The sequence below is a fragment of the Thioalkalivibrio sp. ALE19 genome (genome assembly GCF_000428605.1).
GTDB lineage: Bacteria > Pseudomonadota > Gammaproteobacteria > Ectothiorhodospirales > Ectothiorhodospiraceae > Thioalkalivibrio.
In genome coordinates this window covers 91740-114595 of the sequence record NZ_AUAG01000003.1, presented here as the reverse complement: position 1 = coordinate 114595, position 22856 = coordinate 91740, and the positions used below count along the sequence as shown (strand labels likewise).

The window sequence follows — 22856 nt, the reverse complement described above, 5'->3', positions numbered from 1 at the left end:
GATCAGGCCTCGCGCGGCAGGTCGTGGCTGAGGGCCTCGGCACCCGGGTTGCCGATGATGCACTGGTCGACCTGGCGCAGGCTGCGGGCCACCCATTGCCGCCAGTCGGGGTCGCGGGCATGCCGTTCGACCTCGAGCAGCACCAGACGCTCCACGTTGGGATTGCCCTGTTCCCGCGCATCGGCGCGTGCCCGTTCCAGTTCCTGCCACCCCTCCGGATCTGCCCCGTGCGCGAGTTCCAGCAGGCTGCGGGCACGCTGGAGGCGGATGGTCGGCTGGAAACAGCGGTCACCGCGCTGCAGCGAGCTGGCCAGTGCCGCATCGGCGATCGTCAGGCATTCCTGCGGATCGGGGGCTCCGCGCCGGATCGCGTCCAGCAGGAACAGCCGGAACAGGGTGCTGACGCCGTCCATCACGCTGCGCATGATCTCCACCTGCTCGCGGATGATGTCCACGGCCTGGTCATCGCCCAGTCGGGTGCGCGCCCAGGCGGATACCGCGACGGCCCCGGTGCGCCACAGCGGGTAGTCGTAGGCCTCGGCGATGTCGTGGGCCTTGCGCGAGGCCGCCAGTGTTTCGTGCGGGCGGTCGGCGAAGAAGCCGAGGGCCGAGCGAAAGCTGTAGACGAAGGCCTGGGTCGGCCGGTGATCGAGCTGGTCGGCGTGCTGGCAGGCCCGGTCCATCTCCACCCACGCACGTTCGTGGTTGCCGGAGAAGAGCAGCGTCCAGGCGAAAAAGGCGCGTGACAGAATGGCGGGGTTCTCGGTGTGGCGGGCGATCAGGCGCGCGTGATCACGCGGCTGGTAGAGCTCCAGCGTCCTTGTCTGGTGGTCCATGGCCTGGCGGAAGTGCCCGGTCCAGAAGCAGGTGTTGCCCTGGACGTAACCGGCGGCGATCCGCAGCAGACGATCGCCCGAGCGCTCCGCCACCACCTCCGCCTCGTGCGCCAGGCGGGCCGCTTCGTCGAAGCCCTGACAGGACCCGGCTCCGTGCCACAGTCCCCACAGTACGCGGAAATGCTCCACGGGGTCGCGCTCGGGCCGCGACAGCTCCGCCGCGCGTTCGAACAGGCCGTGGACCGTGCGCGAGCCGTATCCCATCAGCGCCAGGCTGGCCGAGCCCAGCCCGCTGAGGGCCCGCAGGGTGTCGGCCTCGTTGAGCGAGGCGCTGTCGGCGAGGTCGTTCTGGAGGCAGTCGAGGGCATCCTGAAAGTGCTGCGCCGCTTCCGGCAGCATGCCGCGGGCAAAGGCCTGCTCGCCGGCCTGCAGCCAGTGGGTCACCGCTTCGCGGTAACGGCCGGCCTGGTGCAGGTGCAGCGCGACCCGGCCGCCGGCCGGGGCCCCGTACGGACGTTCCGCCTCTTCCTGCAGCAGATCCGCGAGCCGGTCGTGCAACCGGGAGCGCTCCGAACGCAGCATGGCCTCCAGCGCGCTTTCCCGGTACAGCGCATGGCGGAAACGGAACAGGCTCCCCTCGGAGGCGCCGGCGGGTTCGACAAACCCCTTGCGCATCAGCAGTCCCAGTTGCTGGCGTACGTCATCGGTGGAGCGTTCCAGCAGCCGGGCCAGGATGTTGACGCTGAAATCGCGCCCGATGACCGCTGCCGCACGCGCCAGTTCGCGCGCCGGACCCAGCTGTTCCATGCGCGCGATCAGGAGGTTGTTCAGGCCGGGGGGCAGTTCATCGCCGGGAGTGCCCGGGTGCCCGTGTTCGAGGGCGAAGCGGGTCAGCTCCTCGAGGAACAGGGGGACGCCCTCGCCCCGCGCGACCAGTTCGTCGCGTACCGCGCGTGGCAGGGCCTGGCCGGGGTCCAGCGCGGCCACCAGATGCCCGGCGGCCGCATTGTCCAGCCCCTGCAGAACGATGGACTCCATCTCCACGTCGCGCCATTCGCTGCGATAGCTCATGCGCGCGGTGAGCACCACCATCAGGGCGGCATCGCGGCTGCGGTGGTTCAGTCGCCGCAGGAATTCGGAAGTCGCGGAATCCATCCAGTGCAGGTCATCCACGATCAGCAGAAGAGCCCGGCCGCGCATGCCGGTCAGGGTCAGGTCCACCAGGGCGTCGAGCAGGTGGTCGCGGTCGACGTTTCCGGAGCGGAACAGCTCATGGTCCGGGGTCGTGGGACAGGTCAGCCAGCCGGCAATGGCGGCGGCCTTTTCCGCGGCTTCGCCGTGGCGTTGCAGAAGCCTGCGGAGCAGGCGTTCGGCCGCCGCCCGGCGGTTGCGTGTGGCCGCCCATCGTCCCAGCGTCTGGCGTACCGGGGCCAGCAGCTGGCGGGCCGTGTCCTCGCGGCATTTGAGGGCCCGGACCACGCCGTGACCATCCACCTGATCGGCCAGGCCGCGAGCCAGACGGCTCTTGCCCATGCCCGCCTCGCCCTGGATCAGGACCCAGCGGGAACCGCCACGACGGGCCCGGTCCCATTCGCCCCGCAGGCGGCGCAATTCCGCATCGCGTCCGGCCAGCGGGGCCTGGTGGGTCGCCGGGCGTGCATCCACGCGGTCGCGCGGACCCGGGTCTTCGATGACCCGGAAGCCGCCGGGACGTCCGCGCCAGGGCTGGAATTCGAAGAAACCTTCGAGGTTTTCCCGCAGCTCGGGCGACACCCACAGGATGCCGGGGCGCAGGGAACGCGCGACGGCCTGGACGCGCGCGGTGAAACGGCCGGCAGGGTCGGGGATGTCGGGGTCGTCACCGGTGATCACGGTGTCGATGTCCACCGCCGCGCGCAGTTCGACCCCGGACGGCGCGGTGCCCAGGGCCTGCCAGGCCGCCCGGACCGCGTCCATCATGGCCTCCTCGCGCCCGGCCGGATAGCCGAAATACGCCAGCAGGCCCTGGCCCGGGGCGCGTACCACGTGGCCGTGATGCGCCAGCAACAGGGCGTCGAGCGTTTCCAGCGCCGTACGAATCCGCTCCCACTGTTCTTCGATGTCCAGGTGTTCGGGTGCCCGCAGATCGCAGACCACGAGCACCAGCCGGCGACGCTCCTGACGCAGGGCGGTGGCGGAGGCCGCCGCGCGGTCGGTCCGCTGCACGCCGTCATCGCGCGCGCGTTCGAGCTGTTCGCGGATTTCGGCCAGCGCCGGCCCGGGGGCGTGGCCGTCGGTTTCTTCCAGGAGCTGTTCCACGCGGCGATAGTGTTCTTCGGCACGTGCCGGCTGGCCGGCCAGCAGCAGGGTCCGCAGAAACACCGCATTCAGGGCCTCGTCCGCCGGGGCGAGGTCCAGCAGCCGCCGCATCTCGCGGATCCCGCGCTCCGGTTCGCCCGCCCGCCGCAAATATTCGTGGAGGCGCTCGACCGCGGCGCGCGCATGCGACCACAGGGTTTCCCGCTGCTGGCGCACCCAGGCTTCGAGGCGGGGCAGGCTTTCCACCACCGCGTCGGTGGCGAGGAAATGCCCCTGGTACAGTTCCAGGCGCGCCAGCTCGCGGTCGGCAAGGTTCAGCGCATCGTCCGGGCTGGCTTCGGGAGGGGCGACGAACGCGGGTCCGAAAGAGGTGTCTTCGGCAGCGACCCGGAGGAAATCGGCACGGCAGCGATCGTCGACCCGGAACCCGACGTCGCGGGTTGCCGCCTGCAGGTTTTCCGCGAGGGTGTCGCCCAGGTGGCGGCGGATCTGGAACAGGCCCTGACGCAGATTGACGCGGGCGTTGTTGGAATCGAGTTCGGGCCAGAAGAGTTCGGCCAGTTCGCGGCGCGGGACACGGCGGGGGCTCTCGGCGACCAGATAGATCAGGAGCAGTCCGGCCTTGGTCCCGGACAGGGCCGGAATCTCGCGGTCGTCCACGCTGACCCGCTCGGTCCCGAGCGTCGTGATCTCCAGTTGCGCCAAGGCCTTCCCCCCGTGCCGATCACCGGCCACTCGGATCATACCAGTGTTGGCCGGGGCGCTGAATGCCCCCTGGAGCACCAGGGTTGGGCGGGGTGGTGTCAGTCGATGCGGATGGTGCTGTACCCCTGCCGCTCGTAACCCATGATGGACAGGAAGGTGTTGCCGACCAGCTCGATGCCGGACAGCAGGTCCTGTTGCCCGAGATCGAAGCGCCGGGTGGCGATGCTGCAGGCCTCCATGTGCACGTTGTCGAGACCCTGCAGATCCCGCAGACGGTCGTGCAGGCGTTCGACCGCGTCGGCGTCGGCGAGGTCGAGGTGATCGGTGGAGTCCGCGACCAGACCGGCCGCCCCGCCACGGAAGGCGAAGATCATGTGCGGTTCCAGGCCCTGGCGCTGCATGTCCTCGCGGGTCTCGAGAATCACGTCCAGCCGCGCGATCAGGCGTTCGGGGTCGCCCAGGGTCACGTCCCAGAGGATGCGTCCTTCCTCGAGGCCGTCGATGGCGCGGGCATCGCCCGGCTTGTCCGCCAGTGCGGGCAGCGCCAGGGCCAGAAGGAGCAGGAGCGCCAGACCGCGGGACAGGCCGGAGATCGGGCCGGAGATCGGGGAATGGTCGAGTGTCATCGGTCGCCTCCGTCAGATGGGTTACTTGAGGATAGCAGGTGACGCTCCGCCAGCAGGCGATAGGGGCCGGGGTGGCCGTCACGACCGGATTCGATCAGCACCAGATGGTTCGCATGCCAGACCACGGGGACGGGCGGTGCCTCGACTTCGGGCGGCGTCGGCGCGTGGCGGCGCAGGGTTACGTGCGGGCGGAACGGGCGCTCTTCGAGCCGGACCCCGGCGGCGCGGCAGGCCCGGGTTGCGGCGCTGGCAAGGGCTTCCAGCCCCGGCGGGGTGGATGACGGTCCGATCCAGCTGACGCGGGGACCGGGGAAATGCCCGTAGCGGTCCAGGTGCAGGTCCACGGCATGTTCCGGGAACGCCGGCAGGGCCTGCGCCAGGGCCTCGGCGACCGGCGCACCCACGGTGCCGGCAAACGCCAGGGTCAGATGCAGGTGGGCGTGCGGTACCGGACGCCCCGGGCCCGGCAGTTCCCGGGCCAGCGCGTGCAGGGCATCGCGGGTGGCCGGGTCCGGCCACAGGGCGAAGAAGACCCGGCGTTCGGCGGGTGTGGCAGTCATGGCGTTCACGGGCGCGGCAGGTTCTCGCGCTGGCGGCGTTCCCACAGGGTCTTGCGGCTGATGCCCAGGGCACGGGCGAGTTCGGTCTCGTTCATGCGCGTCTGATGCTCCAGCACGAACTGGCGGAAGTAGTCGTTGAGGCTGGTGTTTGCCGGGGCCTCCGGGGGTGCGGGACCGCTGGCGGGTGGCGTGCTGGCCTCGAGGCCGAGGTGCGCGGGCTCGATACGTCCGTCCGGGGCCAGCACCGCGCCGCGCTCCAGCGCGTTGGCCAGCTCGCGCACGTTGCCGGGCCAGTCGTGACGGCGCAGGAGTTCCAGGGCCGCCGGTGTCAGCTCCGCCGGGCCGCCGGCGGAGCTGCGTTCGGCGAGGAAATGCCGGGCCAGGACTTCGATGTCCTCCGGTCGTTCGCGCAGGGGCGGGATCGCCAGTTCCAGCACCCGCAGGCGGTAATACAGATCGGCGCGGAAGCCGCCGTCGGCGATCATGCGCTCGAGGTCACGATGGGTAGCCGCCAGCAGCCGGACATCCACCTGCCGGGCCTCGCTGGATCCCACCGGCCGGATCTCGCCATCCTGCAGAAAGCGCAGCAGACGGGCCTGGGCGGCCGGGGCGAGCTCGCCGATCTCGTCAAGGAACAGCGTGCCGCCGTGGGCACTCGCGATCAGGCCGGTGCGGGCCTGTACGGCCCCGGTGTAGGCCCCCTGGGCGTGGCCGAACAGCTCCGCCTCCACCAGGCCCTCGGGGATGGTGGCGCAGTTGACCGCGACGAAGGGACCGTCGGCCCGCGGCCCCAGACGGTGCAGTGCCCGCGCGGCCAGTTCCTTGCCGGTGCCGGATTCCCCGCGCAGCAGCACGGTGGATTCGGTCTGTCCGATGCGGCGGATCTGTTCGCGCAGGTGGCGGATACCGGGGCTGTCGCCCTTGAGGCCCAGGTCGTCGCTGCTCGTGTCCCGCTCCGCGTCCGCATCGGGCTGCGCGCCGGCGCGTCGGCGCAGGGTGGCCCGCAGCGTCAGCAGCAGGGCGTCGTGGTCGAACGGCTTGGCGATGTAGTCCGCGGCGCCGTTTTTCATCGCCTCCACCGCCGACGGCACCGAGGCGTAGCTGGTCATGATCACCACCGGCGCGCGGGTCTCGCCCAGCAGCTGCGTGCCTTCGCCGTCGGGCAGGCGCAGGTCGGCCAGCAGCAGGTCCGGCTCGCCGCGCGCCAGCTGCCCGCGCGCCCGGGCGAGATCCTCCGCGGTGTCCACCGTCAGGCCGTGGTGGACCAGATAGCGGCTCACCGCGCGTCGGATCGGGGCCTCGTCGTCCACCAGCAGGATGCGCGTCATGACGGATCTCCTCCGGGGAGCGTGAGCAGGAAGCGGGCGCCGCCCTCGGGGCGGTTGCTGGCGGTCAGGGTACCACCGTGATCCTGCACGATGGAGTAGGCCACCGGCAGGCCCAGGCCGGTGCCCTGGCCGGTGGGCTTGGTGGTGAAGAAGGGCTCGAACAGCCGGTCGAGGCTGTCGGGCTCGATGCCCGCGCCTTCGTCCTCCACCGCGACCCGGATGCGGCCGTCTCGGCGTTCCGCGCCCACGCGCACCGTGGCCCCCTCGGGGGAGGCCTGTTCGGCGTTGGTCAGCAGGTTGATGAAGACCTGCAGCAAGGGCCCGCGGGCCCCGCGGACCTGCAGCCCCGGGGCGTCCAGGCCGAAGGTGACGAAGTGCAGGTCCTTGCGGCCGGCCAGCCGGGTCAGGCGGATGGCCTCGTGGATCAGTTCCCCGGGGTCGAGGTCTTCGAACCGGCTGCCGGCCGGTTCCTCGGCATGGGCAAAGGTGATCAGCGACTGCACGATGTCGTTGATGCGTCGGGTCTGCGCCAGTACGTCGTCGGCGATCGCACGGATCTCGTCGGGGTCGTCCTCCAGCGGCAGGGTCTGCGCGAGCGAGGCGATGCCGGTCAGCGGATTGCCGATCTCGTGCGCGACCCCGGCGGCGAAACGGCCGATGGAGGCCAGGCGGTCGCTGTGGGCGATCTCCGCCTCCAGCTGGGCGCGGTCGGTGACATCCTCGATCAGGATGATGCGGCCCTCGCGCCGCCCGTCCGAATCCAGCAGGTCGGACTTGTGCAGGTTCAGGCGGCGCCCGCCGTCCTCCAGTTCCAGGTGCAGTTTGTACCACTGCGGGTCGGGACTCTCGATGAACGCCGTCAGCAGCCCCCGCCAGGGCCGCGGCAGGCTGTCCAGTGGCTGCCCGGTGGCGGTGTCCGGCGGGATGCCGGTGAGCTGGCCGAGGGCCTGGTTCCAGCCGGTGATCTCGCCGCTGGCGGTCAGGCTGGCCACGCCCAGCGGCAGTTCGTGCAGGATCTGGCGGTGAAAACGGCGCAGGGCATCCAGTTCGGCGGCCAGCCCGGACAGCGGCAGGGCGCGCGTCTCCAGCTGTTCCTCCACCCGGCGCAGACTCTCGCCCAGGGTGTGGCGGCCGGCGGCGTCCAGGCGCAGGTGCTGGTCGACGATCATGCGTGCCAGCACCGGTCCCAGCAGCCCGGAAAGGTTGCGCTCGATGCGTTCGCGCAGGCGCCGCAGGTCACTGCGCGAACGGGTGTGGCGCGGCAGGCCCAGTTCGTCCAGCGCCCGCTGAACCTCGTGGCGCGCCGGTCCCGGACCCAGGGTCGCCCCCAGCGCGGTCTCCATCTCGCCCACGTCACCGGCCAGCGGCAGCCCGCCGGCGGTGCCCGCGGCGGCGTCGCCCGGGCAGCAGGCACGGCCGGCCTCGCGCTCCTCCGCATTGGGCCGGGTCAGCAGGGATACCGCCACGAACAGCAGCGCGTTGAGTCCCAGGCTGAGGGTCAGGGCGAACGTCCAGGGATCGAGATGGCCGGCTTGCAGCCAGTCCCGCGGGTCCGGCAGCCCGGGCAGGATGCCGGCGGTGTCCAGCAGTGGCAGGACCAGGGTGAACAGCCAGCCGAGGATGCCGGCACCGAGGCCGGCGAGGAAGCCGATGCGGGTGGCGCGGTTCCAGAACAGCAGCCCGGCCAGCCCAGGCAGCAGCTGGGCCACGGCCGCGAACGAGATCAGGCCCAGTTCGGCCAGCCCTTCGACCACCTGCAGCACGCCGTAGAAGGCGTAGCCCAGACCGATGATCAGTACCACCCAGGTACGGCGGGCCCACAGCAGACGGCGGTACAGGTTGCTGCCGGGCGCGTCGTCTTCCTGCAGCCGGCCGATCGGGGTGAGGTAATTGGTGCCCATGTGCGCCAGGGCCAGGGTGGTCACGATCATCATCGCGCTGGCCGCCGAGACCCCGCCGATGAACACCAGCAGCGCCAGCGTGGCCGAATCCAGCCACCCGGCGATGCCGATGGCGTAGTAGTTGGGGTCGATCGCGAGCCCGGCCGCCTCCCCGGCCCAGTAGAGCACGGGCATCGGCAGGTTCAGCAGCAGCAGGAAGGCCGGGAACGCCCACGCCGCACGGTTCAGGGCGCGCGGATCGATGTTCTCGGTGAACAGCATGTGGAACTGGCGCGGCAGCAGGAACGCGGCGGCGAAGGCCAGCACCATCATCGCGAACCAGCCGCCTTCGCGCACCGGGGCGTAGAGTGCCTCGGTGGCCCCGGGGTTGGCGTCCAGCCATGCGTTCAGACCGGCCGGCCCGCCGAACACCGCGAACAGCGCGACCGCGGCGATGACCAGGATCGCGATCAGTTTGATCACCGACTCGAAGGCGATCGCCAGCACCAGCCCGGCGTGCTTCTCGCGCGGGGCGATGTGGCGGGCTCCGAACAGGATCGCGAACGCGGCGATGGTGAGCGAGAACGCCAGCGCCAGCAGGTGCGGCGGGGTCTCGGCCGTCAGCACCGCGGCGGATTCGGTGACAGCCTTGATCTGCAGGGCGATGTACGGGAGCACCCCGGCGAGCATGAACAGCGCGACCACGGGGCCGGTCAGACGGCTGCGGTAGCGGAACGCGAACAGGTCCGCCAGCGAGGTGAGCTGCTGCTCGCGGGTCAGGCGCAGCAGCGGCCGCAACAGCCACGGGGTGGCGGCAAAGGCCAGGGTCACCCCGAGATAGATGGTCAGGTACAGATAGCCCTGTTCGGCGAGAAAGCCGATGTTGCCGTAGAACGTCCAGGAGGTCGCGTACACCCCCAGCGACAGGCTGAACACCCAAGGACTGGCGGCCAGTCGGCCGACCCGGGTGCTGCGGTCGGCGACAAAGGCGATCCCGAACAGGATCGCCAGGTAGGCCACGCCCACCGCATAGATCAGGCCCAGACTAAGGGTCACGCCGCCGCCCGGTGGCCAGTGCCACCACTCCGACAAAACCCGCCCAGATCGCGAAGGGCCACCACCAGGCCGGCGCGGCTCCGGCCAGCCACAGCACCGGCGGGCCGAGGAACAGCAGCACGCCCAGCAGCGTGATCAGGACGCCGTGCGAGGTGTCCATGTCAGGCTTCTCCGTCGGGCCAGGGCAGGTGGCTGGCAGGCGGCAGGCGCCGGGTCAGCGCACGCCGCGCGAGGCGGTCCAGGGCCTCCTGCAGCTGGACCTCCGGGGCATCGGGGTACAGCGGATCCGAGGGCGTCAGCTCGATGATCTCCAGGATCCGCGCCAGTATCCGGCGGGCCGCATCGCCATGCACCCCGGCGGCGCCGGTATGCTTGGAGAGCTTGTCGCCGTCGCCGCCCACCAGCACCGGGTGGTGGGCATGCTCCGGCGGGGCCAGCCCCAGCGCCGCATACAGCTGCAGCTGGCGTGCGGTGGACCCCAGAAGGTCGACGCCGCGCACCACGTCGGTCACGCCCAGTTCGTGATCGTCGATCACGGTCGCCAGCTGATAGGCATGCAGCCCCCCGGCGCGGCGGATCACGAAATCGCCGCCCAGGGCCTCCAGATCCAGGCACAGGGGGCCCTGGAAGCGGTCCTCCACGGTCCAGTAACGGGTCGCAGCGTGGGCACGGACCGTGCGGCCCTCGCGCCCGGCGGGCAGGCCCGGGCGGCAGGTGCCCGGATAGACCGGGCCTTCCCAGCCGGCGACGCCGGCGGTCCGGATCTCGCGCCGGGTGCAGGCGCAGGCAAAGGCATGGCCGGATTGCAGCAGGTGGTCGACGGCTGCAGCGTAGACCTCGTCCCGGTTCGACTGGCGGGTGAGGGGACCGTCCCAGCCCAGGCCGAGGACGTCGAGAGTGGCGAGGATCGCATCCTCGGCACCGGCCCGGACGCGCGGGAGGTCGATGTCATCGATGCGCAGGTGCCAGCGCCCGCGCGCGGCGCGGGCATCCAGCCAGGAGATTACGGCGGCGAGTACGGATCCGGCATGCAGGGGGCCCGAGGGCGTGGGCGCGAAGCGGCCGACGTACGGGCGGTCGGGCGCGGATGACATGCCGGGCGGGCAGGGGGACGGGGGGTGCGACCCGGTGCGGGTCGCACCGGGACCCGTCACGCCATCTGCTTTTCCTTGATCTCGGCGAGCTGCTTGCAGTCGATGCACAGCGTGGCCGTGGGGCGGGCCTCCAGCCGACGGATACCGATCTCCACGCCGCAGGCCTCGCAGTAGCCGTAATCGCCGCTTTCGATCGAGCGCAGGGCCTCGTCGATCTTCTTGCTCAGCTTGCGTTCGCGATCGCGTTCGCGCAGTTCGAGACCGAACTCTTCTTCCTGGGTGGCGCGGTCCGCCGGATCGGCGAAGTTGGCCGCGTCCTGGCGCATGTGGCCCACCGTGCGATCCACTTCCTGCGCGAGCTCTTCGCGCCAGGCCTCCAGAAGCTGGCGGAAATGCTCGAGCTGGTCCGGATTCATGTACTCTTCGTCCGGCTTCGGCTCGTAGGGCGCGATGCCTCCGGCGACCATGTGTTTCGTGGACGGCTTGGCGTTGGCGTCTTCAGCCATGCTGGGTGTTCTCCGGCTCGAAATGAAGGCGCACTTAGTACCAGAGAAGGGGGGCACGAGCAAGTGGTGTGCCATCGTTTCATCCCATTAACATGTTCTGATTCACGTGCGGAGGCGGTTTTTTCATGGCATCCCTGCAGGCTTTGATCTTCGACGTCGACGGCACCCTGGCCGACACCGAGCGCGACGGCCACCGGGTAGCCTTCAACCGGGCCTTTGCCGCGGCCGGTCTGGACTGGGAGTGGAGCGTGGAGCGCTATGGCGAGCTGCTGCGCGTGACCGGCGGCAAGGAACGCATCCGCCAGTACCTGACGGAAGACCACCCCCGGGTGCTGGAGGAACCGGGCATCGATGACCGCATCCGGGCCCTGCACGAGGCCAAGACCCGGCACTACGTGGCGATGCTGGAGGGCGGGGCGATCCCGCTGCGCCCCGGGGTGGAGCGCCTGCTGGACGAGGCCGCCGCGGCCGGTCTGCGCCTGGCAATCGCGACCACCACCACCCCGGCGAACGTGACCGCGCTGCTGCGCGCGACCCTGGGCGAGGACGGGCCGGCGCGCTTCGAGGTGATCGCCGCCGGCGACATCGTGCCGGCGAAAAAGCCGGCCCCGGACATCTACACCCATGCGCTGGCCGAGATGGGCCTGACGGCCGCGGACGCGCTGGCGCTGGAGGATTCGGACAACGGGGTGCGCTCGGCCCGTGATGCCGGGCTGGAGGTGGTCGTCACCACCAACGATTACACCCGTGATCAGGGGTTCAGCGGGGCGCTGGCGGTACTGGACGGCTTTGGCGAACCGGGCGCCCCGGCGCGGTCACTGGCCGGGGCCGAGCTGCCCGGCGACGTGGTGGACGTCGCCACCCTGCGCCGCTGGTTCGACCACGCCCGGCCGTGAAATCGGCCGGAGGGCCGGCCTCCCACCGGGGGCAGGGTTCCGTCCGTAGGAGGCCAGCCCCCTGGCCGATCCGGCGCAGGAGCCGACCCGGCGCGGGGGATTGTCCGGACGCACAATCGGCCGGAGGGCCGGTGTCCTGCCGGTGGCAGGGTGCGGTCCGTAGGAGGCCAGCCCTCTGGCCGATCCGGCGCAGGAGCCGATCCGGCGCGGGGGATTGTCCGGACGCACCATCGGCCGGAGGGCCGGCCTCCTGCCGGTGGCAGGGTGCGGTCCGTAGGAGGCCAGCCCCCTGGCCGATCCGGCGCAGCCGATCCGGCCCTAGCCGGTGGAAGGCCCGGCCTCCGCAGCGGCGTCTTCGGCGGGTTCGGGCTCGCTCTCCATGGCCGCATCGATCCAGTTCTTCACCGCGATCAGCAGGCCCATGGCGAGGAAGGCCCCGGGTGGCAGCAGCGCCAGCAGGAAGCCGTGTTCCTCGGGGAAGAACTCGATCCGCAGGGCATGCCCCCATTCGCCCAGCAGCAGGTGGAAATCGGCGAACAGCGTGCCCTGACCCAGCAGCTCGCGCAGCGCACCCAGCGCGATCAGCACGCCGGTGAAGCCCAGCCCCATCATCAGCCCGTCCAGCGCGGCGCGCGGGACCGAATTGCGCGAGGCGAAGGCCTCGGCGCGGCCGATGATCGCGCAGTTGGTCACGATCAGCGGGATGAAGATCCCGAGGATCAGGAACAGGCCGTGGAACCAGGCGTTCATGGCCAGTTCGATCGCGGTCACGATGGAGGCAATGATCAGCACGTAGACCGGGATGCGGATCTCCGAACGCACGTGCTCGCGGATCAGCGACACGATCACGTTGGAGAGCAGCAGGGTCAGGGTGGTGGCGATGCCCAGGCCCACGGCGTTGACCACCGTGCCGGAGATCGCCAGCAGCGGGCACAGCCCCAGCAGCTGCACCAGGCCCGGATTGTTGTGCCACAGACCGTCACGGATGATGTCGGCGGGCGTGCTCATGGCGTTGTCTCCTGATCATCGTCGGGCGTGAGCGGCTCGGTCACGGCCGCTCCCTCGCCGGGTTCGGTCGCCAGCAGTTCCTCGCGATGGGCTTCAAAGTACTCCAGGGACCGGCGCACCGCATGCACCACCGCGCGCGGGGTGATGGTGGCGCCGGTGAACTGGTCGAAGGCGCCGCCGTCGCGGCGCACCGTCCATTCGTCGGCCGGCGGATCGCCCAGGCGGCGGCCCTCGAAGTCGTGGATCCAGTCCGAGCGCCCGGCCTCGATGGCATCGCCCAGGCCCGGCGTCTCGCGGTGTTCCGAGACCCGCACCCCCAGCAGTTCGCCCTCGCGGTCGATGCCGACCAGCAGATGGATGTCGCCGCTGTAGCCGTCGGGTGCCACGGCGGAGAGGACCACGCCCGTGATGCGATCCTCCGCATCCCGCGCGAACCAGGCCGGCAGGTTCGTGCCGCCGAGGTCGTCGTGGCTGAGGGTCGTGGTGTCGGTCACCGGCTCGTTGACGTAGTCCAGCTCGCCCAGCAGATCGGCGATCCGCTGGCGGTTGACCTCCATCCGGTTGGCCTCGATGCGCACCTCGGTGCCGCTCTGCACCAGCGCGACCAGACCGGTACCGGCCCCGGCGAAGGCGGCCAGCAGCGCGGTGGTGATCGCGATGTCGCGCGGCTTGAGCCCGGTCACGGCCCGGCCCCCGGCGGCGGCCCGCCTCCGCGCGAATGGCCGTAGATGCGCGGCCGGGTAAAGTGGTCCAGGGTGGGTGCGACCATGTTCATCAGCAGCACCGCGAAGGCCACCGCGTCAGGGTAGCCGCCCCAGGTGCGGATCACGTAGATCAGCAGGCCGATGCCGGCGCCGTAGAGGATGCGCCCCAGCTTGGTGGTGGCCGCCGAGACCGGATCGGTGGCGATGAAGAACGCCCCGAGGATCACCGCTCCGCTGAACACGTGGAACGCCGGCGAGGCGTGGGCGTCCGGATCCAGGATCCAGAAGAACCCGGCGGGGATGGCCACGCCGAGGATCACCGCCAGCGGGATCTCCCAGCGGATCACGCGGCGGAACAGCAGGTACAGCCCGCCCAGCAGGAAGAAATTGCCGATCCATTCCCAGCCGGTCTCGGTAAAGCTGCCGAATACCGGGCTGGCGGTCACTTCGGAGACCGTGCGCCCGGACACCAGTCCCTCGCGCAGGGCGTCCAGCGGTGTGGCGCGCGTGATGGCATCCCATTCCATGCCGGCCGGCAGGCTGCCGGTGAGCACCGTCTGCACGCTCTGCCAGAGCCCCAGCGGCATCTGCGGCAGGGTCTCCGGGGCCGGCCACAGCGCCATCTCGCGCGGGAACGAGACCAGCACCACCACATAGCCGACCATCGCCGGATTGAACGGGTTGTAGCCCAGTCCGCCGTACAGGTGCTTGGCGACCACGATGGCGAACGCGATGCCGATCAGGGTGACCCAGAACGGCGCCAGCGGCGGGATGGCCAGGGCGAACAGCCAGCCGGTCACGATCGCCGAGTTGTCGGCCAGGGTGGGCCCCACCGGGCGCCGGCGCAGCGCCACCATGGCCGCCTCCAGGGCCACCGCGAAGCCGACCGCCAGGGCGACGTTGATCAGCACGCCCCAGCCGAAGAACCAGGTCATCGCGAGGGTGCCGGGGATCAGGGCCAGCAGGACCTGCTGCATCACCCCGCCGACCGAGTGGCGCGGGATGATGTGCGGTGAGGATTCGGTGCGAAAGCGCATCAGCGTCCGTGCTCCTGACTGTCTTCCGTGGCGTTCGTGGTGTCCGCCGGACCCGTGTCTTCGGAGCGGCCGGGCTCGCCGGGGGTGTCGGAGTGGTTCCCGGAGTGGCCCTCGGGAGCATCCCCGGTGGAACCGTCGGAAGAATCGGTGGCGTCCGCCTGGCCCTTGCGCGCCGCCTTGCGTGCGCGCGAGCGTTCCAGCGCGGCCTGGATGGCCGCCTGCTTGTCGTCGTCCTGGCCTTCCTTGTTCTTCACCGCGGCCTTTTTCTTCGCCAGTTTCTCGGCCTTTTCGCGTTCCTCGCGTTCCAGCCGGGCCTGACGGAACTCGTAACGCTCGCGCGCCACGTCCGACTTCTGGCGCTCCTTCTCGCGGGTCCAGATCTCGTGCTTGGCGTAGCGGTAGTACTGCACCAGCGGGATATTGCTGGGGCAGACATGCGCGCAGCAGCCGCATTCGATGCAGTCGAACAGGCCGTAATCCTGGATGGCGTCGAAGTCCTTGGCCTTCGCCTGCCAGTACAGCTGCTGCGGCAGCAGCCGGGCGGGGCACACCGCCGCGCATTCGCCGCAGCGGATGCAGGGCATGCGCGGGCCCGGGGAGGGCGTGTCCTGCGGGCGTGTGGCCAGCAGGCAGTTGGTGCCCTTGATCACCGGCAGGGCGTCGTCGTGCACCGCGAAACCCATCATCGGCCCGCCCATCACCAGGCGGTCGACCTCGGCGTCGTAGCCGCCGGCCGCAGCCACCAGTTCGGCAAACGGCGTGCCGATCAGCGCGTTGACGTTGCGCGGCCTGTGCACCCCGGGGCCGGTGACGGTGACCAGCCGCGAGACCAGCGGCCGGCCCTGGATCACCGCGTCGCAGATCGCGCGGAAGGTCCCCGGGTTGTGACAGACCATGCCCAGGTCGGCGGGCAGCCCGCCGCTGGGAACCTCGCGGCCGGTCAGGACCTGGATCAGCTGGCGCTCCCCCCCGGTGGGATAGACGGCGGGAATGGAGACCAGCTCGAGGCGGTCGGCCAGTTCCGCCGGCGCATTCTCGGTGAGGGCGCGCATGGCCTCCGGCATGCTGTCTTCCACTGCGAACAGGATGCGCTCCACGCCCAGCAGGTGGGCGACGATGCGGATGCCCTCGAAGACCGCCTCGGGCGCGGTGCGCATCAGCATGTCGTCGGCGCTGATCCAGGGTTCGCACTCGGCGCCGTTGACGATCAGGGTGTGGATGTTCTGCCCGGCGCGCGGATTGAGCTTGACCGCGGTGGGGAAGGCCGCCCCGCCCAGGCCCACCACGCCCGCCTCGCGGATGCGCTCGCGCAGCCGGCGGCTGTCGCGGGTGTCCCAGTCCAGCCATGGCTCCATGCGGGTGTCGCCCCATTCGTCGCGGCCATCCGCGCGGATCACCACGCAGGGGGCGGACAGGCCCGAGGGGTGCGGGACCGGGTGCTCGCCGATGTCTTCCACCACGCCCGAGGTGGGGGCGTGCACGTGTGCGGCGATGTAGCCGGCGGCCTGGCCGATGCGCTGGCCCTTGGTCACGCGGTCGCCGACCTGCACGCAGGGCTCGGTGGGATCGCCGATGTGCTGGCACAGCGGGACCGTGAGGCGTTCGGGTACGCCCATGGTCAGCACCGGCTCGGCGGTGCTCGCTTCCGTGTTGTCGGCCAGTTTCAGGCCGCCATGAAAACGGTGCAGCTGCATGGTTGCGGTATCAGGCGGAGGCCCGCGGTTCGTCACGCGGCCGTTCGATGGGCGAGGGTTCGGGTTCCGACCAGCCCCATTCGCTGATGTCGGTCTCCACCGGCACCATGTAGATGCAGTCCACGGGGCAGGGTTCGATGCACAGCTCGCAGCCGGTGCATTCTTCCTCGATGACGGTGTGCATCTGCTTGGCCGCGCCGACGATCGCATCCACCGGGCAGGCCTGGATGCACAGGGTACAGCCGATGCACAGGTTCTCGTCGATCACCGCGACGCTCTTTTCCTGTTCTTCCTCTTCCAGTGCCTTGGGGTCGCGGTCGAGCAGATCGGCCAGGGCCTCCACCGTGGCCTGTCCCCCGGGCGGGCAGCGGTTGATGTCGGCCTCGCCGGCGGCGATGGCCTCGGCGTAGGGGCGGCAGCCGGGGTAGGAGCACTGCCCGCACTGGGTCTGCGGCAGCAGCGCGTCGATCTGGTCCACCACCGGGTTGCTCTCCACGCGGAAGCGCTGCGCGGCATAGCCGAGCACCAGGCCGAACAGGGCGGCCAGCGCGGTGATGGCGAGTATGGCGATCAGGATGTCCATGTCAGGTGGTTACCAGCCCGGAGAAGCCCATGAAGCCCAGCGACATCAGGCCCGCGGTGATCATCGCGATCGCACTGCCGCGAAACGCCACCGGCACATCGGCCACCGCGATGCGTTCGCGGATCGCCGAGAACAGGATCAGCACCAGCGAGAAGCCGACCGCCGCGCCGAAGCCGTACAGCGCCGACTCGACGAAGTTGTGCGCCTCCTGCACGTTCAGCAGGGCCACGCCCAGCACCGCGCAGTTGGTGGTGATCAGCGGCAGGAAGATCCCCAGCACGTTGTACAGCAGCGGCGAGGTCTTGCGCACCACCAGCTCGGTGAACTGGACCACGGCCGCGATCACCAGGATGAACGCGATGGTGCGCAGATATTCCAGGTCCAGCGGGGCGAGGACGAATTCGTTGATGACGTAGGAGGCCACCGCCGACAGCGTCAGCACGAAGGTCGTGGCCAGGCCCATGCCGGTGGCCGTCTCGACCTTGCGCGAGACCCCCATGAACGGACACAGCCCCAAGAATTTCACCAGGACAAAGTTGTTCACCAGGATCGTGCTGATGAGGATCAGGACGTATTCCAAGTCGGCTCCTGCCCGCAATTTCCGAGTAACAGGGTCAACAACATAGTATCGACCCCCGTGGATGGCACCTCAACCCTGCCCCGGCCACGGTCATGGCCAGGTGGTCAGGCGGCGGTTCCCCAGCGTTCGGCCAGGGCGTTCAGGCTCAGGGCAGGGTGCGGCTCCCCGTCCGGATCCGCCCGCCCGGCGTCGGGCTCCGGCGCCGGGCGGGCGGTCCGGAGCCAGCCCTGGCGCGCGGCATCCAGCTGCCGGCGGTCCGGCGACAGCACGAGAACCTCGTCCGCCTGCAGCCCGGTCTCGGCGACCAGGCGCCCGAAGCTGCCGGCGTCGCGGCGTCCGCCCAGGCGGGTGTCGAAGAAACCCGCCAGGCGGGCCTCGAAGTTGCGGTCCGGGCCACGCCGCAGCCACTCGCGCTGGGTGGTGACCGGCGTGGCGCCAAAGCTGAACAGCGCGATGTCGGCCCGTGCCAGTCGCGTCAGCGCCGCCACCGTATCCGCGTCCAGCTCGGGGCGCAGGCCGCCCTGTTCCAGCACCTCCGTCCAGATCAGGCCCTGCAGCTGGCGCAGCGGGCTGATGTCCTGCCCTGCGCGCATCCAGGTGTCGATGCGCACGCGCAGCTCGGCCTCGTCCAGCTCGCGCCCGGCATAGGCCCGCAGGTCGGCGAGGGTGCGCTTCACCAGAGGGTCGTCGGCGCGCTGTTCCAGGAACGGGCCCAGCTCCTCGCGGGCACGCGGTTCCAGGGTGTCGGCCAGGACGTCCGCCGGGGCCAGCACGCCCTCGAACGCGAGCACGATTGCCCGGGGCATCGGGGTCATGGGTGCAGCTGGCGCGCGAGGATCTCGCACTCGAACATGAATTCGAAGGCCTCGACCCGCTGGATCGCGGTTTCCACGGTGTGGCTCCAGGTGTACAGGCCGTGCCCGGCGATCAGATAGCCGGCCAGGTCCGGCTGCCGGCTCATGCGGTCATCGACCTGCGCGGCCAGCTGCTGCACGTTCGGGTCGTTGGCGAACACCGGTACGTCGATGCCTTCGGCGGGGTGCTGCACTACCGGCAGTTCACGCAGGACCTCGTAGTCGCTCAGATGCAGCCCGCCGGGCAGCTGGCGCGAGAGCACCGTGGCATTGGCCGAATGGGTATGCAGCACCGCGCCCAGGTCCTTGTCGCGGCGGTACATGATGATGTGCAGAAAGGTCTCCGGCGACGGCGTGCGCTCCGCCGGGGACAGCAGATTGCCGTCGAGATCGACGATGATGAAGTCGTTCTCGTCGAGCATGTCCTTCTGACGCCCGGGAGCGGAGACCACGATATGGCGGTCGTCCAGGCGCGCGGAAAAGTGCCCGGCGCGGGCCGGCAGCCAGCCGCGGGCCGCGAGACGGGCACCGGCATCGGCGAGCAGGCTCACCTGGGCCTTGAATTCGAGACTGTTTTCCATGCGTCCCTTGTTGGCAAAAGGCGGGCAGCTTACGCGAGCACCGGATGCAAATCCATGACCCGCATCACCGGCATGCGGATCACTTGACCCGCATGCCGGGCCGGGCCCCTTCGTCGGGGCTCAGGATCCACAGCTCGTCGCCCCCCGGTCCGGCGGCCAGCACCATCCCCTCGGAGACGCCGAAGCGCATCTTGCGCGGGGCAAGGTTGGCGACCATCACGGTGTGGCGGCCGACCAGGTCTTCCGGGGCATAGGCCGACTTGATGCCGGCGAAGACCTGGCGGCGTTCGCTGCCAATGTTCAGTTCCAGGCGCAGCAGCTTGTCCGCGCCCTCCACGTGTTCCGCGACCTCGATGCGGGCGACCCGCAGGTCGACCTGTGCGAAGGTGTCGAAGTCGATGGTATCGGCGATCGGTTCCACCGCCGGGTCCGGTTCCGCGTCCCCGGCCGCCGCCCCGCTCGCCGCCTCGTCTGCCGCGGCCTCGCCGCCGCCCAGCGACGCCTTCGATGCCTCGAGCAGGCTTTCCACCGTGCTCCCCTCGATACGGGTCATCAACGGCTTGAAGCGGTCGATCGAACGGCCGGTGAAGGCCCGGGTGCGTCCGGCCCAGGAGAGGTCGTCCTCGCGCAGGAAGGCCGCCGCTTCGTTCGCCAGCTTCGGCAGCACCGGTGCGAGATAGATGATCAGGATGCGGAACAGGTCCAGCCCCTGGGTGTTGATGGCCTGCACCTCGGCCTCGCGCCCCGCCTCCTTCGCCAGCACCCAGGGCCGGGCCTCGTCGATGTACTGGTTGGCCTGGTCGGCCAGCGCCATGATGCGGCGCATGGCCTGGGCGAATTCGCGGTTTTCGTAGGCCGCGGCGATCGCCTCGCCCTCGTCGACGAATGCCTGGTGCAGGTCGGGGCGCGGCAGTTCGGCGGCCAGCTGGCCGTCGAAGCGCTTGGTGATGAAGCCGGCGCAGCGGCTGGCGATGTTGACCACCTTGCCGACCAGATCGGAGTTCACCCGCTGGATGAAGTCGTCGAGATTGAGGTCGAGGTCGTCGACCCCGTCGCCCAGCTTGGCGGCGAGGTAGTAGCGCAGGGCCTCGGGGTTCAGATGGTCGAGGTAGTCGCGGGCGCGAATGAAGGTCCCGCGCGACTTGGACATCTTCGCGCCGTTGACGGTCAGGAAGCCGTGGCAGAACACCGCCGAGGGCGTACGATAGCCCGCGCCGTGCAGCATGGCCGGCCAGAACAGGGTATGGAAGTAGGCGATGTCCTTGCCGATGAAGTGGTACAGCTCGGCATCGGAATCCGGTCGCCACCAGGCGTCGAAGTCCTCGCCGTGTTCGCGCGCCCAGGCGCGGAAGCTCGCCATGTAGCCGATGGGGGCGTCCAGCCACACGTAGAAGTACTTGCCCGGCGCCTCGGGGATCTCGAAGCCGAAGTAGGGCTCGTCGCGGGAGATGTCCCAGTCGCTCAGCCCGGCCTCGAACCATTCCTCCAGCTTGTTGCGGATCGCGTCCTGCAGGCGTCCGGAGCCCGTCCATTCGCGCAGGAAGGCTTCGAAGTCGGCCAGGCGGAAGAAGAAGTGTTCCGACTCGCGCGACTCGGGGGTGACCCCGCTGATGGCCGACACCGGCTCCTGCAGCTCCATCGGGCTGTAGGTCGCGCCGCAGGCCTCGCAGGAGTCGCCGTACTGCTCCTCGGCCCCGCATTTCGGGCAGCGGCCCTTCACGAAGCGGTCCGGCAGGAACATCCCGGCCTCGGGGTCATAGGCCTGGTCGATGGTGCGGGTCTCGATGTGCCCGGCGTCGCGCAGGGCGCGGTAGATCTCGCCGGCCAGTTCGCGGTTCTCCGCCGAATGCGTGGAATGGTAGTGGTCGAAGCCGATGTGGAAGCCGGCGAAATCCGCCTCGTGTTCCTCGCGCACGCGCTCGATCAGGGTCTCGGGTTCGATGCCCTCGGCGCGCGCCTTGAGCATGATGGGCGTGCCATGGGCATCGTCCGCGCAGACGTACACCACCTCGTGGCCGCGGGCGCGCTGGAAACGGACCCAGATGTCGGTCTGGATGTACTCCACGAGATGGCCCAGGTGGATCGGCCCGTTGGCATAGGGCAGGGCACTGGTGACGAGGATCTTGCGCGGCGTGTCGGTCATGGGCCTCGGGATCTGTGGTGTCGGGTCGCGGGTGTCCGGCCACGGACGGTGCGGCCGGCGGGTGATCCGGAAACGGATATTGTCCGGTGTGGCCGGCGGGATGTCGAGCCGCCGGAACGGACGTGGAGGCCGGGTTAATCCATTTCCCGGTGTCGGTCAAGCCGGCCGTTGTCCACAGAACCTGTGGACAACTCTGTGGGAAAAACCGTGGCAGGCGAGCCAAACCCTTGTCAGTGCGTGGCTTGCATCAGATTGGGCAAATATTAACCACTCTGAATAAAATCCCTTCGAAACAGAAACTTGCAATTTTTCCGCGTGTCGTCCCCGGCCGTGATGCGTGCCCGGCTGCCGACTCTGCCCGGGGCGTGCCGGTCTGTGCAAAACCGCGCAGGATACAGTGTGTCAGCGGGCGGCACGGACCTCGCGGATTTCGTCACGCTGCAGCCGAATCACGATGAACCCGCCATGCAGTCGCTGGCGCAGGCGCAGGTGATCGTCGCCCGCCTCCAGCAGTCGGCCCGGGCGACGGTGCCCGCGTTCGGTAATCACGATGGCGTATCGGTCGACATGCCCCGGCAGGGCTTCCCAGGCGAGGGTTCCGCCCGTCGGGGCGCCCGGTGCGAGCGCGGTTTCAGTCCCGGAATCGGGTGCGGATGCGGTGGCGCGCTCGGGCTCGCGGTCGCGCGCTGCCTCCATGTCCGGAGAGTCGCCCCCCGTGTCCGGCTCCGTCGCGTCGGGCAGGCCGACGAAATCCCCGGTGTGCAGGACCACGGGCCCGATGCGCTCGCCGTTGATCGCGAGGCGCAGATCCACGCGGTCGAGGAGTTCTATCGGCGAATCCAGACCGCGTGCCCGCCGCAGCGGATCGCGCACGCGACCCGCCTGCAGCTCGATCGAGTCCGGCTGCGCGATGAATTCGCGATAGCCGCGCGTCAGGGCCGGCCCCGGCTGCAATCCGGCATCGGCCCATGTCTGCAGCCATTCGCCCATGTGGTGTTCGCGCCAGGACTCCGCCTGCAGGCCGGATTCGCGGAGGCAGAAGTCCTGCAGGGAGGTGTAATAGCCCGCATCGCGGTATTCGAGGCCGAACTCGCGCATGGGCGCTTCCAGCAGCGCCGGGACGAAGCGTTCCAGGTCGCGCGAACCGGCGCGGGGCTCGAACTCCACCCGGCCGTGGAAGCCGCCGAGGGCGCCGGCCTGGTATGCGCCGCGCAGCTCCAGCCGCTCGCCACTGCCTTCAATGCGATAGGACAGCGCGAGGTCCACGGGCGCCCGCGCCATGCCAAGACGGTCAAGCACCTGCCCGGGCCCGGCGTCCGCCAGGGCACTGCAGCCGGCGGTGTCCAGGCGGGTGACAAAACGGGCCAGGGGGGCATCCGCGTTGGCGCGCGACCATGTCGCGGGGACCCGCAGCTGGTGCACGGAGGCGCCGAGGGCTCGCGGCAGGCGGTCGCGCTCCAGGGTGCGGCGCAGGCGCAGAAGCTCCGGGATGCCGTCCGCCTCGACGCTGATGCGCTCGGCCCGCAGCCGCCCGGGGAGGGCGTGCGGGTCGAAGCGCACGCCGTCGACGTGCAGGTGGCCGTTCAGGCCGATGCGCACCCCGGAATAGTCCAGCTCGCCCAGCGGGCGCAGTTCCGCCGCGAACTCGTCGAGGCTGCGCTCGATCTGACCGATTTCGTACTGGTGATACCCCAGTCCCGCGACCACCAGGACCGCACCGCCGATCGCCACTTCCTTGAGCATGATTTTGTCCGGACCCTTCCCGCTGGATACGCGTCGCGCAAGTCTTCACATTACGGGCTTCGGCCGGGGGATGCACGGCGCGGCATGCACGGCGGGCGGGTTCTGTCGGCCGGGTCACATTGGCGGGGGCTGTCGGGCGACGGG

General features: G+C 70.1%; 19 protein-coding genes. 1 reads left to right on the top strand and 18 read right to left on the bottom strand.

Annotated elements, in window-relative coordinates; all coding sequences use genetic code 11:
• Window positions 1-2 precede the first annotated feature (2 nt).
• Genes F787_RS0102505 through dksA form a run of 8 tightly spaced genes read right to left on the bottom strand, consistent with a single transcriptional unit; the run spans window position 3 to window position 10889 of the window.
• Complete coding sequence (locus tag F787_RS0102505; RefSeq protein WP_081694070.1) at window positions 3-3878, bottom strand: AAA family ATPase; 3876 nt, start codon at window positions 3876-3878, stop codon at window positions 3-5.
• A 59-nt stretch (window positions 3879-3937) separates the two neighbouring features.
• Window positions 3938-4465 (bottom strand): hypothetical protein, encoded by a 528-nt coding sequence (locus F787_RS0102500; protein WP_018870921.1) that lies wholly within the window; start codon window positions 4463-4465, stop codon window positions 3938-3940.
• Window positions 4462-5025 carry an RNA 2',3'-cyclic phosphodiesterase gene (gene thpR, locus F787_RS0102495; protein ID WP_019570723.1) on the bottom strand — a complete coding sequence of 188 codons (564 nt, stop codon included), beginning with the start codon at window positions 5023-5025 and terminating at the stop codon, window positions 4462-4464. The genes F787_RS0102500 and thpR overlap by 4 nt, the downstream gene beginning before the upstream one ends.
• A gap of 5 nt (window positions 5026-5030) precedes the next feature.
• The gene (locus F787_RS0102490) at window positions 5031-6353 is read right to left on the bottom strand and encodes a sigma-54 dependent transcriptional regulator (protein ID WP_019570724.1); all 1323 of its coding nucleotides are present in this window, start codon (window positions 6351-6353) and stop codon (window positions 5031-5033) included.
• Entirely contained in the window at window positions 6350-9289 is a 2940-nt protein-coding gene (locus F787_RS0102485) for a sensor histidine kinase (RefSeq protein ID WP_019570725.1), read from the bottom strand. Before F787_RS0102485 ends, F787_RS0102490 begins: the two co-directional genes overlap by 4 nt.
• Window positions 9279-9449 (bottom strand): hypothetical protein, encoded by a 171-nt coding sequence (locus tag F787_RS16995; protein WP_018870925.1) that lies wholly within the window; start codon window positions 9447-9449, stop codon window positions 9279-9281. The genes F787_RS0102485 and F787_RS16995 overlap by 11 nt, the downstream gene beginning before the upstream one ends.
• 1 nt (window position 9450) lies before the next feature.
• Window positions 9451-10383: a tRNA glutamyl-Q(34) synthetase GluQRS gene (gene gluQRS / locus F787_RS0102475; RefSeq protein WP_026331445.1), complete on the bottom strand. Its 933-nt coding sequence runs from the start codon at window positions 10381-10383 to the stop codon at window positions 9451-9453.
• Between the two features lie 56 nt (window positions 10384-10439).
• Window positions 10440-10889 carry an RNA polymerase-binding protein DksA gene (dksA, locus tag F787_RS0102470; RefSeq protein WP_018870927.1) on the bottom strand — a complete coding sequence of 150 codons (450 nt, stop codon included), beginning with the start codon at window positions 10887-10889 and terminating at the stop codon, window positions 10440-10442.
• Between the two features lie 125 nt (window positions 10890-11014).
• Here dksA and F787_RS0102465 point away from each other — a divergent pair, with 125 nt between their 5' ends.
• Window positions 11015-11785: an HAD family hydrolase gene (locus tag F787_RS0102465; RefSeq protein WP_019570727.1), complete on the top strand. Its 771-nt coding sequence runs from the start codon at window positions 11015-11017 to the stop codon at window positions 11783-11785.
• Between the two features lie 318 nt (window positions 11786-12103).
• Here F787_RS0102465 and F787_RS0102460 read toward each other — a convergent pair whose 3' ends face one another.
• The 10 genes from F787_RS0102460 to F787_RS0102415 all read right to left on the bottom strand — a co-directional run bounded on the left by F787_RS0102460 (window position 12104) and on the right by F787_RS0102415 (window position 22712).
• Window positions 12104-12793 (bottom strand): electron transport complex subunit E, encoded by a 690-nt coding sequence (locus tag F787_RS0102460; protein WP_019570584.1) that lies wholly within the window; start codon window positions 12791-12793, stop codon window positions 12104-12106.
• The gene (gene rsxG, locus F787_RS0102455) at window positions 12790-13476 is read right to left on the bottom strand and encodes an electron transport complex subunit RsxG (protein ID WP_028491205.1); all 687 of its coding nucleotides are present in this window, start codon (window positions 13474-13476) and stop codon (window positions 12790-12792) included. Before rsxG ends, F787_RS0102460 begins: the two co-directional genes overlap by 4 nt.
• The gene (gene rsxD / locus F787_RS0102450; protein ID WP_028491204.1) at window positions 13473-14534 is read right to left on the bottom strand and encodes an electron transport complex subunit RsxD; all 1062 of its coding nucleotides are present in this window, start codon (window positions 14532-14534) and stop codon (window positions 13473-13475) included. The genes rsxG and rsxD overlap by 4 nt, the downstream gene beginning before the upstream one ends.
• Window positions 14534-16228, bottom strand: coding sequence for an electron transport complex subunit RsxC (gene rsxC / locus F787_RS0102445; RefSeq protein ID WP_028491203.1), 1695 nt, complete (start codon window positions 16226-16228; stop codon window positions 14534-14536). The genes rsxD and rsxC overlap by 1 nt, the downstream gene beginning before the upstream one ends.
• 10 nt (window positions 16229-16238) lie before the next feature.
• The gene (gene rsxB, locus F787_RS0102440; protein WP_028491202.1) at window positions 16239-16811 is read right to left on the bottom strand and encodes an electron transport complex subunit RsxB; all 573 of its coding nucleotides are present in this window, start codon (window positions 16809-16811) and stop codon (window positions 16239-16241) included.
• Between the two features lies 1 nt (window position 16812).
• Entirely contained in the window at window positions 16813-17391 is a 579-nt protein-coding gene (gene rsxA / locus F787_RS0102435) for an electron transport complex subunit RsxA (protein WP_018871175.1), read from the bottom strand.
• 104 nt (window positions 17392-17495) lie between these two features.
• A complete protein-coding gene (locus F787_RS0102430; protein WP_028491201.1) occupies window positions 17496-18206 on the bottom strand; it encodes an enolase in 711 nt (236 codons plus the stop codon).
• Complete coding sequence (mtnB, locus tag F787_RS0102425) at window positions 18203-18826, bottom strand: methylthioribulose 1-phosphate dehydratase (protein ID WP_019590141.1); 624 nt, start codon at window positions 18824-18826, stop codon at window positions 18203-18205. Before mtnB ends, F787_RS0102430 begins: the two co-directional genes overlap by 4 nt.
• A 79-nt stretch (window positions 18827-18905) precedes the next feature.
• Window positions 18906-20969, bottom strand: a complete 2064-nt coding sequence (gene metG / locus F787_RS0102420) for a methionine--tRNA ligase (RefSeq protein WP_019570578.1) — start codon at window positions 20967-20969, stop codon at window positions 18906-18908.
• Between the two features lie 402 nt (window positions 20970-21371).
• Window positions 21372-22712, bottom strand: a complete 1341-nt coding sequence (locus F787_RS0102415; protein ID WP_028491200.1) for a hypothetical protein — start codon at window positions 22710-22712, stop codon at window positions 21372-21374.
• Window positions 22713-22856 lie beyond the last annotated feature (144 nt).